The organism is Desulfovibrio sp. (assembly GCF_019424165.1).
Taxonomy (GTDB): domain Bacteria; phylum Desulfobacterota; class Desulfovibrionia; order Desulfovibrionales; family Desulfovibrionaceae; genus Desulfovibrio.
This window is the reverse complement of the sequence record NZ_JAHZAA010000025.1, coordinates 410-12328: the sequence shown is the minus strand read 5'-3', so window position 1 is coordinate 12328 and position 11919 is coordinate 410. Positions and strand designations below refer to the sequence as shown.

15 protein-coding genes and 1 pseudogene are annotated in these 11919 nt (G+C 58.7%); all 16 read left to right on the top strand.

Features of this window, described 5'->3' with window-relative positions:
- The coding region (gene cutD, locus QZ377_RS09045; RefSeq protein ID WP_291440833.1) for a choline TMA-lyase-activating enzyme at window positions 1-806 on the top strand (806 nt) is incomplete at its 5' end.
- Between the two features lie 31 nt (window positions 807-837).
- Window positions 838-1101 (top strand): annotated as a pseudogene (locus QZ377_RS09040) (BMC domain-containing protein); the annotation flags it as partial.
- 339 nt (window positions 1102-1440) lie between these two features.
- Entirely contained in the window at window positions 1441-3018 is a 1578-nt protein-coding gene (locus QZ377_RS09035; RefSeq protein ID WP_291440832.1) for an acetaldehyde dehydrogenase (acetylating), read from the top strand.
- A gap of 81 nt (window positions 3019-3099) precedes the next feature.
- A complete protein-coding gene (gene eutM / locus QZ377_RS09030) occupies window positions 3100-3387 on the top strand; it encodes an ethanolamine utilization microcompartment protein EutM (protein WP_072312132.1) in 288 nt (95 codons plus the stop codon).
- A 73-nt stretch (window positions 3388-3460) separates the two neighbouring features.
- Window positions 3461-4144 carry a phosphate propanoyltransferase gene (locus QZ377_RS09025; RefSeq protein WP_291440831.1) on the top strand — a complete coding sequence of 228 codons (684 nt, stop codon included), beginning with the start codon at window positions 3461-3463 and terminating at the stop codon, window positions 4142-4144.
- 2 nt (window positions 4145-4146) lie between these two features.
- Window positions 4147-4968, top strand: a complete 822-nt coding sequence (eutJ, locus tag QZ377_RS09020) for an ethanolamine utilization protein EutJ (RefSeq protein ID WP_291440830.1) — start codon at window positions 4147-4149, stop codon at window positions 4966-4968.
- A gap of 100 nt (window positions 4969-5068) precedes the next feature.
- Window positions 5069-5713, top strand: coding sequence for a hypothetical protein (locus QZ377_RS09015; RefSeq protein WP_291440829.1), 645 nt, complete (start codon window positions 5069-5071; stop codon window positions 5711-5713).
- 7 nt (window positions 5714-5720) lie between these two features.
- The gene (locus tag QZ377_RS09010) at window positions 5721-6008 is read left to right on the top strand and encodes a EutN/CcmL family microcompartment protein (protein ID WP_291440828.1); all 288 of its coding nucleotides are present in this window, start codon (window positions 5721-5723) and stop codon (window positions 6006-6008) included.
- A 3-nt stretch (window positions 6009-6011) separates the two neighbouring features.
- Window positions 6012-6560 carry a BMC domain-containing protein gene (locus QZ377_RS09005; RefSeq protein ID WP_291440827.1) on the top strand — a complete coding sequence of 183 codons (549 nt, stop codon included), beginning with the start codon at window positions 6012-6014 and terminating at the stop codon, window positions 6558-6560.
- Between the two features lie 44 nt (window positions 6561-6604).
- Entirely contained in the window at window positions 6605-6940 is a 336-nt protein-coding gene (locus QZ377_RS09000) for a hypothetical protein (RefSeq protein ID WP_291440826.1), read from the top strand.
- 206 nt (window positions 6941-7146) lie between these two features.
- Entirely contained in the window at window positions 7147-7431 is a 285-nt protein-coding gene (locus tag QZ377_RS08995; RefSeq protein ID WP_291440825.1) for a BMC domain-containing protein, read from the top strand.
- Between the two features lie 84 nt (window positions 7432-7515).
- Window positions 7516-8622 carry a 1-propanol dehydrogenase PduQ gene (locus tag QZ377_RS08990; RefSeq protein WP_291440824.1) on the top strand — a complete coding sequence of 369 codons (1107 nt, stop codon included), beginning with the start codon at window positions 7516-7518 and terminating at the stop codon, window positions 8620-8622.
- A 286-nt stretch (window positions 8623-8908) separates the two neighbouring features.
- Window positions 8909-10234 (top strand): 4Fe-4S dicluster domain-containing protein, encoded by a 1326-nt coding sequence (locus QZ377_RS08985; protein ID WP_291440823.1) that lies wholly within the window; start codon window positions 8909-8911, stop codon window positions 10232-10234.
- Window positions 10235-10245: 11 nt separating this feature from the next.
- A complete protein-coding gene (locus tag QZ377_RS08980) occupies window positions 10246-10797 on the top strand; it encodes a BMC domain-containing protein (RefSeq protein ID WP_291440822.1) in 552 nt (183 codons plus the stop codon).
- A 46-nt stretch (window positions 10798-10843) separates the two neighbouring features.
- Window positions 10844-11191 (top strand): BMC domain-containing protein, encoded by a 348-nt coding sequence (locus tag QZ377_RS08975; RefSeq protein WP_012624998.1) that lies wholly within the window; start codon window positions 10844-10846, stop codon window positions 11189-11191.
- A gap of 7 nt (window positions 11192-11198) precedes the next feature.
- Entirely contained in the window at window positions 11199-11633 is a 435-nt protein-coding gene (locus QZ377_RS08970; RefSeq protein WP_291440821.1) for a EutP/PduV family microcompartment system protein, read from the top strand.
- Window positions 11634-11919 lie beyond the last annotated feature (286 nt).

Sequence of the window (11919 nt, the reverse complement as noted above, 5' to 3'; positions counted from 1 at the left end):
GCCAGACCCGCCGCTTTGAGGTGCTGTTTAAAAAGGACATATGCGTTCACTGCGGCGCATGTGTGCCGGTCTGTCCGGTGGGTATCCACAGCATGATCAACGCGGGCAGCCGCCATGTGGTGGACAGAAGCAAAGACTGCATAAACTGCGGCAAGTGCGTGCACGCCTGCCCAGAAGCAGCCCTGGCCATTGCCGGAGAGCAGAAAGGCATTTCAGAGCTGCTCGAGGTCATCGAGCAGGACTGGCTTTTCTACGAAAATTCCGGCGGTGGGCTGACCGTAGGCGGGGGTGAACCCATGGCGCAGCATGAAGCTGTAGCCAACCTGCTGCTGGCCAGCAAACACAAGGGCATCCACACCGCCATGGAAACCTCGGGATACGCAAAACCTGAAGTAGTACGTGCGCTGGCTGAAGTTTGCGACCTGTTTCTCTTTGACATCAAGCATATGGATGCCGACAGGCACTATGCGCTTACAGGCGTGCGCAACGAACAGATACTGTCCAACCTGCAATGGCTGCTTGAAAACGGCTGTAACGTAAATATCCGCATGCCCCTGCTCAAGGGCTACAACGATGACGATGCAGAAATACATGCCGTGGGCCGATTTTTGGCTGGGCATGCCAAAAGAAAAAATTTCAAGGGCGTGGATTTGCTGCCCTACCACAAAATGGGGGTAAGCAAGTACGCCCAGCTCGACATGGAGTATCCCATCAAGGACAACCCCGTGCTCGACGATGCCGACTTGCAGCGCATTGAGTCCATCCTCGGAACCTACGGGCTGGACGTGAAGGTCATCAGGCACTAGAGGGCATCTGCCAAAAACAGGAGCATACGCCATGCTGGCACTGGGACTTATAGAAACGAAAGGGCTTGTGGGAGCCATTGAAGCGGCAGACGCCATGCTCAAGGCGGCCAACGTGCGTCTGCTTGAAAAAACGCTGGCGACCGGCGGCCTTGTGACCATCACCGTTGCAGGTGAAGTTTCGGCCGTACAGTCGGCAGTGGACGCCGCCCAGGCGTCGCTGTCCAGGCTGGAAGGCGCGATCTGTGTTTCCTGCCACGTAATTCCCCGCCCTGACGGCGAACTTGATCGCATTCTGCTTCTGCAGCCCGGACAATACACTACAAATCCGGACCCTGCTGCCGCCGCGACGGAAGCAGAAACAGCGGAAGTTGAAATAGTAGAAATTGTGGAGATTGTGGAAGAAGTCCCGGCCCCCGCAGCCCCGGAAGGCGGCGCGAAGGCCGAGACCAGCGGGAAGGCTCCTGTACAGGAAACCTATGATCCCGAAAAATGCAAAACCATGAGCATGAACAAACTTCGTCAGCTTGCCAAAGACATGAAGGTAGACCTCTCCCGTGAGCAGATCGCCTCGTCCAACAGGCAAACCCTGATGAACGCCATCGACCGGGCGGCACGGAAGGAAAAGGAGTAGGACATGGTTGATAAGGATTTGCTTTCCATTCAAGAGGCCCGCGCCCTGGTTCGCGCAGCGCGCAAGGCCCAGCCCGAATTCGCGCAGTTGAGCCAGGAACGCGTCAATGACGTGATCAGGGCAGTGGCCGAAGCCACGGCAGCCCAGGCCGAAGTTCTGGCAAACATGGCTGTTGAAGAAACCGGCTTCGGCAAACCGCAGGACAAAAAGATCAAGAACCTGCTGGCCAGTGAAAAAGTTCATGCCTGCATCAAGGACATGAAAACCATTGGCGTGCTGTGCTCTGATCCGGTGACCAAGATCGTTGAAATTGCCGTGCCCGTTGGTGTGATTGCCGGTATCGTGCCGTCCACCAACCCCACGTCTACTGTTATTTACAAGGCGCTTATCTCGCTCAAGGCGGGCAACGCCATTGTGTTCACCCCGCACCCCAGCGCCCGCAACTGCATCGCCAAAACCGTGGAAGTCATCCAGGGTGCTCTGCGCGCATGCCACGTGTCGCCCGACCTGGTGAGCAGCATCAGCCTGCCCTCCATCGAAGGCACCAATGAGCTGATGAAGATGGCCGACCTCATCCTGGCCACGGGCGGCCCGGGTATGGTCAAGGCCGCGTACAGCTCCGGCACCCCCGCTCTGGGCGTGGGCGCGGGCAACGTGCCTGCCTACATTGAGCGCAGCGCCAATATTGAAGACGCCGTGACCAAGATCATGAGCAGCAAAACCTTTGATAACGGCACCATCTGCGCCTCGGAGCAGTCTGTTGTTACCGAGTCGTGCATTGCCGACAAGGTTCGTGCCGTGATGGAAGCTCAGGGCTGCTATTTTCTTGCCGGAGAAAAGCTTGAAAAAGTCAAGCGCGTCATGGAACGCGGCAATGGCAGCATGAACCCCGCCATTGTGGGCCGTGATGCTTTGAGCATCGCCCGCGTTGCCGGCATTGAAGTACCCCAGGGTACGCGCCTGCTGGTTTCCGATGAAAAAGGCGTGGGGGCCAAGTACCCCTTCAGCAAAGAAAAGCTCACCGCCCTGCTGGGCTTCTACGTGGTGGAAGACTGGCGCGAAGCCTGCGAACTGTGCACGGCCCTCCTGCACAATGGCGGCATTGGCCATTCGCTGTCCATTCATTCGCAGAATGAAGAAGTCATCCGTGAGTTCGGCCTCAAAAAGCCCGTTTCGCGCATGCTGGTGAACACGCCCTCCACACAGGGCGCCGTGGGCCTCTCCACCGGCCTGTTCCCTTCATTCACCCTGGGCTGCGGCGCAGTGGGTGGCAGCGCCACCTCTGACAACGTAACCCCCCTGAACCTGCTCAACGTGCGTCGCGTGGCTTACGACCTGCAGTCACAGGGCTGCTCCTGCGCGTCTTCCACATCGTGCGGCGTTTCCACCATGACAGGCGTTTCTGCTCCCACGGCTTCCGCCGGGCATTACCCGCCCTCGGCCATGCTTTCGGGCTGCTGCCACCACGGGGCCAACCACGATGCCGTGGTCGCTCCCCAGGCGGCCGCCGCAGCAGCCGGCGGTCTGGACATCAATGCCGTTACGGAAATGATCGTGGCGGAACTGAAAAAAGTTTTGTAAACCGCGGCCCGGCCCTGCCGTTGTCGCATCCGATCAAAAACTATTTGAACATTATTGTTAAAAATCAAAGGAGATACCGCTATGACCACTTCTTCCAACGCCCTGGGCATGATTGAAACCCGTGGCCTCGTCGGCGCAGTTGAAGCCGCTGACGCCATGGTCAAGGCTGCCAACGTTACCCTTATCGGTCGCAGCCAGGTGGGCGGCGGCCTTGTGACTGTTATGGTGCGCGGCGACGTGGGCGCGGTGAAAGCCGCTACCGACGCCGGCGCAGCAGCCGCCAAAAAAGTGGGCGAGCTTGTGAGCGTGCATGTTATCCCCCGCCCGCACAGCGAAGTGGAGATGATCCTGCCCAAGCGCGAAGCCTAACCCATACCCACGACACGAGTCCGGCGGCGGCGCGGCATCCCTACCCCGCCCGCCGCCGGACAGTGGAGCCAAGATGAATACTCAAGTGATGAACGAGCAAGCTCTTAAAGATCTTCTGGCTGGCGTGGTCCGCAAGGTGCTGACACAGGAATGCGGCAAGTCTGCCGATACCGTCATGAACACCGGGCCTATTCCGGTGGAAATTTCAGCCCGTCACGCTCATTTGAGCGTGTCAGACGCGCTTACCCTCTTCGGCGAAGCTCTGCGACCCGACAGGCCGCTTTCCCAGCCGGGGCAGTTTTTGAGCACGGGGCGTGTGCGTCTTATCGGCCCCAAGGGTGTTATGGACAATGTGGCCGTACTCGGCCCCGCCCGCGATGTTTCCCAGGTAGAAATATCCCGGACGGATGCCCGCTCTTTGGGCATCAATCCTCCTGTTCGCCAGAGCGGCGACATTAAAGACACACCGGGCATCATTCTGGCTTCGGCCACAGGAATTGTTGGTCTGGACTGCGGCGTTATCGTGGCTTCACGCCACATCCACATGCATACAGACGATGCCCGCCGCTTCGGACTCAAGGACAAAGACATGGTTGACGTGCGGCTTGATACCGAACGCCCCATGATTCTGGAAAACGTGCTGGTGCGCGTCAGCGACAATTTCAAGCTGGCTATGCACATCGATGCCGACGAAGGCAACAGCGCGGGCTGGAAGCCCGGCGCCACCGGCATGATCATCGGACTGAGCAGAGGTTAGCAATGGACTTTACCGCCGCTGACAAGCTTATGGACACCCTGGAAAAATGCCGCAAAAAGCCCCGCAAGGTCACTGCCACGGAGCCGCTCTATGTGGGCGTGGACCTGGGCACAGCCTATATTGTTGTTGTGGCGGTCAATGCCAAAAAACAACCTGTGGCCTGCGCCATGCGCTTTGCCCAGGTAGTCAAGGACGGCCTTATTGTTGACTACACGGGCGGGCTGCGCATTGTACGTGAGCTTACGCAGGAACTTGAAAAAAAGCTGGGCCGCAAGCTTGAAAAGGCGGCCATAGCCGTCCCCCCCGGAACAAGTGAGCGCGACTGCGCCACCCACCGCCACGTGGCGGAGGGTGCGGGCTATCAGGTCACCTCTGTGCTGGATGAACCCACAGCGGCCAACAGCGTGCTTGGCGTGCGCGACGGGGCCATTGTGGATATCGGCGGCGGCACCACAGGCATCGCCGTCCTGGAAGACGGCAAGGTCGTCTATGTTGCCGACGAACCCACAGGCGGCACTCACGTGAGCCTGGTGCTGGCCGGCAACTACGACATCAGTTTTGAAGAAGCCGAAGATCTGAAAAAAGACAAGGCCCGTCAGAAAGAAATCCTGCCTGTGGTGCGGCCTGTCATTGAAAAAATGGGATCCATCATTCACCGGCATGTACAGGGGCGTAATGTTTCGGCCCTGTATCTGGTGGGCGGCACCTGCTGCTTGCAGGATATGGAAAAGGTTATCCAGAAATATACCGGTGTGCCGACATACAAGCCCGCCAATCCGTTTCTGGTAACCCCTCTGGGTATAGCCCTCAATTGCACAGACTAGAATATTACGGTGTTGAAATGCCCGCTGCCGGCAAAGAACTTTCCCCTGCGGACATCCCGCAGTATGGATGTAAATAGTTCGTAAAGGTAGTCAATTGATCATGAATATGGAAATGCAGAAGGATGCGGCCATGAATGCGGATACGCAGGCCCTCATAAATACCGTGGTACAACGCGTTCTTGCCAAACTTGGCGGCGTGCTGCCGGAGCGGACCGGCCAGGCTTTCGGGCCACTGGTGGAAATTCTGGCTCCCGCCGATGACAGGCTTGCCAGTCAGGTAAAAGCCCGTTTACCGGAAGCCCGGGTACGCTTTGAAGGCGCCGGACAGCCCGGCAGCGCACAAGTGTACGTTCTGCCGGAACTCGGCTGTTCCGACATGGCGGATCTGGCCCTGGGCAGGGCTTCAAGCCTCGCCCTTCGCAAGGTGCTTGACCTGCTGCTTGAAGGCAAGGAAGTGCGCACGCTGGGCTTCGCCTATCGCGCTCACGCCCAGACGGCTCCCTTTGCCCTTCTGAAACTGTATGAAGGCTACGAGGCTGCGCTGGCCGGTTTTGGACTGACGGAGCTTGCCGCGGCTGCTCCGGATTCCACCCGGCTGAACCAGAGCCTCGTAACGGCTGACCATGTGACAGAGGCCGCCCGCACAGGCGCGCAGACCCTTCGCGTGCCGCGCGGGGCAGTGGTAACGCCCCTGGCCCAAGAGGCCGCGGCGGACAACCATATGACCATTTTGAAAAATCTGTAGGTGTCACATGCTTATAGGCATTGTTGTCGGCAATGTTTGGGCCACCCGCAAAGAAGATTCCCTCAACGGGCTGAAGCTCATGGTGGTGCAGCGGCTTGACCTCGCCCACAACAAGCTGGCTGAAAGCTTTGTGGCCGTGGACTGTGTGGGCGCGGGTATTGGCGAGCGGGTGCTTATCACCACCGGCAGTTCCGCCCGCAAGGCCCTGTATAACCAGGAAACGCCCGTGGATGCCGCCATTGTGGGCATTCTCGATCAGGAAGAGATGATGGGCAAAAAACCGGAGAACGCATAAGCCATGGATACTCTGGGCATTGTGGACAGCCGCAGCATAGCGGCCGGTGCTGAAATCACCGACGCCATGCTCAAGGCCGCACCTGTTACCCTGGTGCGGGCATCGGTCATATGCGCCGGACGCCTGCTCATCCTGGTCGAAGGCGACCGCGAGGCTGTGGAAACATCTCTTCGCGCCGCCCAAGAGACCGGTTTTCATCTGGCCGGAAAGTACGCCATCTCGCCCGTGTCACCGCAAGTACAGGCAGCCCTGCGCCGCCAGCCCGCCCATATGGGCGGCCGGGCCATGGCCGTTATTGAATGCCGCAATGCCGCCGATGGCATCATGGCGGCGGATACGGCCGTAAAAAGAGCCGAAGTCAGCCTTATGCGGCTGGTTATGGGCCAGGGCATCGGCGGCAAGTCCTACTTTGTACTTACAGGTGATGTGGCCGCCGTGCGCGAAGCCGCACAGGCAGCAGCCGATGCGCTGGGCAAGAGCCTCCAGCAAATGGTGGTTATTCCCCAGCCCGATGCGGAACTTGTAAAGGCATTTACAGGAGCGGCCCTGTAGGTGGTCGCCCGGAAACCCGCCTCGCGCGGTCCCGAGAGGTAATTATGAGCAAGACATTGATCACCGTGGACAATCTGCAGGATTTTGTCAGCGGCGGCCGCCTGCAGATGGATGGATCCAAAATCCTCACAGCAGGCGCGCGCGACGAGCTGACCAGGCGCGGCATTGAGGTAGCCTGGAGTGACTCTTCGGCTGCATGCTGCGGATGCGGCGGGCAGCATACCGAAACCGCTGCGCCCTCCCACACCCCCGAACAGGAAGACCTGCTTATCGGTGTGGCGGCCATCATCAAGCAACACTACAATATTACCGATCCCGAAGAGTTGAAAAAGATCACGCTGGAAACTGTGACGGCTATCGGTAAGGGACTCGATAACTAGGCTTTTGGACTGTATCGCTTGCCTGACGGGTTCCGGCCTGCACGGCAACATACAGCAGGGCGGATGTATAAAAAATCCGCACCGGGCGTTCCGGCGGCTACCAACTGAATGCCCGCCAGCAGACAATTACGGCGTGACGCAATAGCGCCCGCTGCAACAAACTTTCGGGCCGTGCCCGAAGAACAAACTGAGGTAAGGAGTAAACAATGGCGACGATGACTGACGCTTTGGGTATGATTGAAACCCGTGGGCTTGTAGGTGCTGTTGAGGCTGCTGACGCCATGGTGAAGGCTGCCAACGTGACCCTGATCGGCCGTGAGCAGGTGGGTTCCGGTCTTGTAACTGTGATGGTTCGTGGCGATGTGGGCGCTGTAAAGGCTGCCACCGATGCCGGCGCTGCCGCCGCTTCGCGCGTGGGCGACCTGGTGAGCGTGCACGTGATTCCCCGTCCCCATGAAGAAGTGGAAATGATTCTGCCCAAATGCAGGTAAGGCCGGGCAAGGCTTTACTGACCAGACCACACGACGGTAACGCGGGGGCTTTTTTCCGCCCCCGCGTACGCCTCGGAGGATAACGTGACCCAGTTCTACGGAAAGACGAAAATCTGCTACGGCCCCTACGCGCTGGAAACCCTTGAAAGTTTCCCCGCCAGTCACGCCTTTGTGGTAACTGACCCCTTTATGGTCAAAAGCGGCTTTGCCGATCAGGCCGTAAGCCACTTGAAACGTAAAGGGATAGGCTTCAGCATTTTTTCAGGTGTGGAGCCGGACCCCACACTGCAGGCCGTGGTGGAAGCCACGGGACATTTTCTGCGCAGCAAGGCAGACATGATTCTTGCTCTCGGCGGCGGCTCGGCCATTGACATGGCCAAAGCCATTTCCTACTTCGGGCACAAAGCCGCCCGCGACCGCAAAGCCATGCTGGTGGCCATTCCCACGACCAGCGGCACCGGGTCAGAAGTGACCTCCATCGCCGTCATCACCGACAAGGTCAATGCGGTCAAAATTCCTCTTAATGACGAACTGCTCATTCCGGATGCGGCCATCCTTGACGCCCGTTTTACGCGCACCGTGCCACCGCATGTGACCGCCTCCACCGGCATGGACGTGCTTACCCATGCTGTGGAAGCCTACACCTCGCGTCACAGCAACGTTTTTACGGCCATATACGCCGAACGGGCCATACGCAACGTCTTTACCTACCTGCACCGCGCCTATGAACAAGGTGATGATATGGTAGCCAGAGACAACATGCTCATAGGTTCCTGCATGGCCGGCCTGGCCTTCACCAACAGCGGGCTTGGCATTACGCACAGCATGGCCCACAGCCTTGGCGGCCAGTTCCACATTCCTCACGGCCTGGCCAACGCGGTGCTGCTGCCCATTGTCATTGACTTCAACAGCTTTGATGCGGGCGTGAAGTATCGCGAAATCGCCGAAATGGCAGGTTTGCCCGCCGCCACGGTGGAGGAAGGAACCCGTAACCTGGTGGCAGCCGTGCGCGACCTCAACACTTCGCTGGGCATTCCCGCGCGCGTGAGGGAACTCAAGGTCGATGAAGGCGAATACCGGCGCAATCTTGACGCCATGGCCGCCAATGCCCTTGAAGACATCTGCACGCAAAGCAATCCGCGCATGCCCTCGCGCGATGACCTTGTGAGTCTGTTCGAGCGCGTCTGGTAATTACAGGCACAAGGCCGGACAGGGTAAAAAACGCTGTTTACGCGCCTTCAGGCGCACACGCAAAACGGCCCGGATTTCAGACCGGAGGAACCTCTTCCTCCGGTCAGGCAGAAAACTGCCAACAGGATTGAACTACAGAGTATTTTGCAATCGCGGTTGTCTGCACAGCGGCAAAGCCCGCCTGCACAACCTTATCCCGCTTTGCTGCGCGGGCTTTGTACCGTCAGGGCCTGCGCTTTGCACGGAATTTTCAATGATGAAATGCTAAATCACCCGAGAGGAAACCATGGGAAAAGCAATTGTAGACGCCATACGCCAGGCTGGCGTTGTGGGCGCTGGCGGGGCGGGACTGCCCACCCATGTAAAGGCTGACGCCACGGCGCAAACGGTGCTGGTCAACGGCGCCAGCTGCGAACCCCTGCTCATGAGCGACCCCTACCTTATGGAAGAACAGGTGGACGTCATGCTGCGCGGCCTTGAAGCCATGATGGACTGTACCGGCGCAAACCGGGGCGTTGTCTGCCTTAAGGGCAAGCACGCAGCCGCCATGAAAAGTGTGCGCGAAGCCGTGGCCCGACGTGGTCAAGGTCGCCTTGAAGCTTTTGAAATGGGCGATTTCTACCCTGCCGGTGACGAACAGGTCATGGTTTACGAAGTGCTGGGCGGCATTGTACCCGAGCGCGGCATACCGCTGCAAATCGGCGCAGTGGTCAGCAATGTGGAAAGCCTTTTCAATATTGCTCACGCGCTGGACGGCAAGCCTGTCACCCACCGCTACCTTACGGTCGGCTGCGAAGTGGCCCGGCCCATGGTGGTACGCGTGCCTGTAGGCACCCGCGTGGCTGAAGTTCTCGATTTTGCCGGTGGAACCACCATCAGCGAATACCGCGTGGTGGACGGCGGCCCCATGATGGGCCGCGTACTGCCCGATGCGGACCAGCCGGTTACAAAAACCACCAGCGGCCTGCTGGTGCTGCCGCCGGACCATAATGTGGTGAACCGCAAGGTAATGGATCCGCATGTGGTCAAGCGCCTTACAAACACCGTATGCTGTCAGTGCTCTCAATGCACTGACCTATGCCCCCGTAACCTGCTCGGTCACAAGCTGCATCCGCACAAACTCATGCGGGTTCTCGACGGGCAGACCATCAGCAATCCCATGGCGAAAGAAGCCCTGCTCTGCTCCGAATGCGGCATTTGCGAAAAATTCGCCTGCCCCATGGGCCTTTCACCTCGTGAAGTCAATGCCATGCTCAAACAGGAACTGATGAAGGCGGGCATCAAATGGGAATATGACGGACGCCCTCTTGCCACATCGCGCTTTCGCGAAGAACGCCGCATTCCTACAAGCCGCCTTGTGAGCCGCCTCGGCCTGGCGGATTACGAGGCCCATCCCCCCTTTGCCGGGGACTTTGAACCGACAGAGGTGCGCATTCCGCTGAAGCAGCATATCGGCGCTCCTGCTTTGTCTGTGGTTTCTGTGGGCCAGAGCGTCAATGTGGGCGACCTTATCGGCGAAATCCCCGAAGGGGCTATGGGCGCGCGCGTGCATGCCAGTATCAAAGGCACGGTCAGCGCGGTTGAAAACGGCATCATCACCATCAAGGCCTGAGGGGTAAGGGCATGAAATTACGTACTATCGGCTGCGTTGAACTGAGCAGCATCGGCATGGGCATTCAAACGGCTGACGAAATGATCAAAGCCGCCAATGTGGAGCTGGTCATGGCCCGCCCCACCTGCCCGGGCAGGTATCTTGTGATCATCACCGGCGACACGGGCGCGGTGACAAGCTCCGTGCAGACCGGTCTCAAGCTGGGCGCGGACCTTGTTGTAGACAGCTTTATCATCCCCAATGTGCATGAAGATGTCGTTCCTGCCATGAACGGCACGGCCATTCAGGGTCGCATCAACGCCCTTGGCGTGATTGAAACCTACACGGCGGCCTCCTGTGTTCTGGCAGCCGACGCCGCCGCCAAGGCGGGTGATGTGCGCCTGCTGGAACTGCGCCTCTCTGCCGGACTTGGCGGCAAGGCGTTTGTAATCATGACCGGAGAAGTCAGCGCCGTGCAGTCATCGGTGGATGCGGGCGTTGCCAACGTGACCGAAGGCGGCCCCGTGGTCAGCAAAATTGTCATTCCCTCACCTAGTGAGGACCTGAAAAAACAGTTGCTGTAGGCCCTATCAGGCTCTTCAGCAATAAGCACGCGACGGTGAAGCAAAGATGGAAGAGACCAAACAACGCATCATACAAGAGTATGTGCCGGGCAGACAGATCACCCTGGCGCATCTCATTGCCAGCCCGCAAAAAGGCATCTACCTTAAGCTCGGGCTGGATGATGAATGCGCTACGGCCATCGGCATTCTGACCATCACTCCCTGCGAAGGCGTGATCATCGCCGCAGACATAGCCACCAAGGCCGCCAGCGTTGACATCGGCTTTCTTGACCGCTTCGGCGGTTCCCTGCTGATCACGGGCGATGTGGCCAGCGTGGAGGCGGCCCTGCGCGAAGTATTACAGTATTTCGGCAGTGTGCTGCGCTACGACCTTACCGATATGACCAGATCCTGAGGCCCTGATGCGGCGTATCATGATTATGGGAGAACGGGGCGCGGGCAGGCGCAGTCTTGCCCGCGCCCTGGGTCAGGCCCCCGTGTTCATGCCGCAGCCGCTGGCTGTGGAGTACGCGGGACGCTTTATTATCCCGCCGCCGGAATTTCTTGAAAACAGACGCTTTTACCGCGCGCTCATCACGACTGCGGCAGATTGCGACAGCCTGCTTTTTATTCAGGACGCCGCACGCAGAACATCCGCTTTTCCTCCTGGGCTTGCCCGCATATTCAACCGGCATGTCATAGGTATCATTACTAAAATAGACTTGCCAGAAGCCTCTCAGGACCGCGCAGCGCGCTTTCTGCACAATGCCGGCCTGCAAAAAATATATGCCCTCAGCGCTATCGGCGGCGAAGGCCTGGATACGCTGCGGCGCAGCGAACCGGCCCTGTTCGCCTGAACCGCAAAGCCCCTCACCGAGTCAGTATCCTGTTCTGCCGACTGGCGCTCGCCGTCTGTTTCTGTTTACGAACCGCGGCATTTGCCACGAGTTATCTCACACAGCCTGTGCCTGGATAATTATCTGACACATTGCAGCACATGCGCTCAAGATACAGCACGTTGAGAACGCCTATCGGTTGCAATTACCGTCTGCATTTTATATTCTTGTTTCACGCTGATAATTCCCGCCCCTTTCCTTCCAGCCAGCCTTGTAACCCGCCTCAACCTCCGCTTTCTCAGGAGTC

Bases quoted from the DNA above. Each gene is read 5' to 3' on its own strand.
- QZ377_RS08985 (WP_291440823.1), top strand. From the start codon at position 8,909: ATGGGAAAAGCAATTGTAGACGCCATACGCCAGGCTGGCGTTGTGGGC.
- QZ377_RS08975 (WP_012624998.1), top strand. From the start codon at position 10,844: ATGGAAGAGACCAAACAACGCATCATACAAGAGTATGTGCCGGGCAGA.
- eutM (WP_072312132.1), top strand. From the start codon at position 3,100: ATGACCACTTCTTCCAACGCCCTGGGCATGATTGAAACCCGTGGCCTC.
- QZ377_RS08970 (WP_291440821.1), top strand. From the start codon at position 11,199: ATGCGGCGTATCATGATTATGGGAGAACGGGGCGCGGGCAGGCGCAGT.
- QZ377_RS09010 (WP_291440828.1), top strand. From the start codon at position 5,721: ATGCTTATAGGCATTGTTGTCGGCAATGTTTGGGCCACCCGCAAAGAA.
- QZ377_RS08995 (WP_291440825.1), top strand. From the start codon at position 7,147: ATGGCGACGATGACTGACGCTTTGGGTATGATTGAAACCCGTGGGCTT.
- eutJ (WP_291440830.1), top strand. From the start codon at position 4,147: ATGGACTTTACCGCCGCTGACAAGCTTATGGACACCCTGGAAAAATGC.
- QZ377_RS09000 (WP_291440826.1), top strand. From the start codon at position 6,605: ATGAGCAAGACATTGATCACCGTGGACAATCTGCAGGATTTTGTCAGC.
- QZ377_RS09015 (WP_291440829.1), top strand. From the start codon at position 5,069: ATGAATATGGAAATGCAGAAGGATGCGGCCATGAATGCGGATACGCAG.
- QZ377_RS09035 (WP_291440832.1), top strand. From the start codon at position 1,441: ATGGTTGATAAGGATTTGCTTTCCATTCAAGAGGCCCGCGCCCTGGTT.
- QZ377_RS08980 (WP_291440822.1), top strand. From the start codon at position 10,246: ATGAAATTACGTACTATCGGCTGCGTTGAACTGAGCAGCATCGGCATG.
- QZ377_RS09005 (WP_291440827.1), top strand. From the start codon at position 6,012: ATGGATACTCTGGGCATTGTGGACAGCCGCAGCATAGCGGCCGGTGCT.
- QZ377_RS09025 (WP_291440831.1), top strand. From the start codon at position 3,461: ATGAATACTCAAGTGATGAACGAGCAAGCTCTTAAAGATCTTCTGGCT.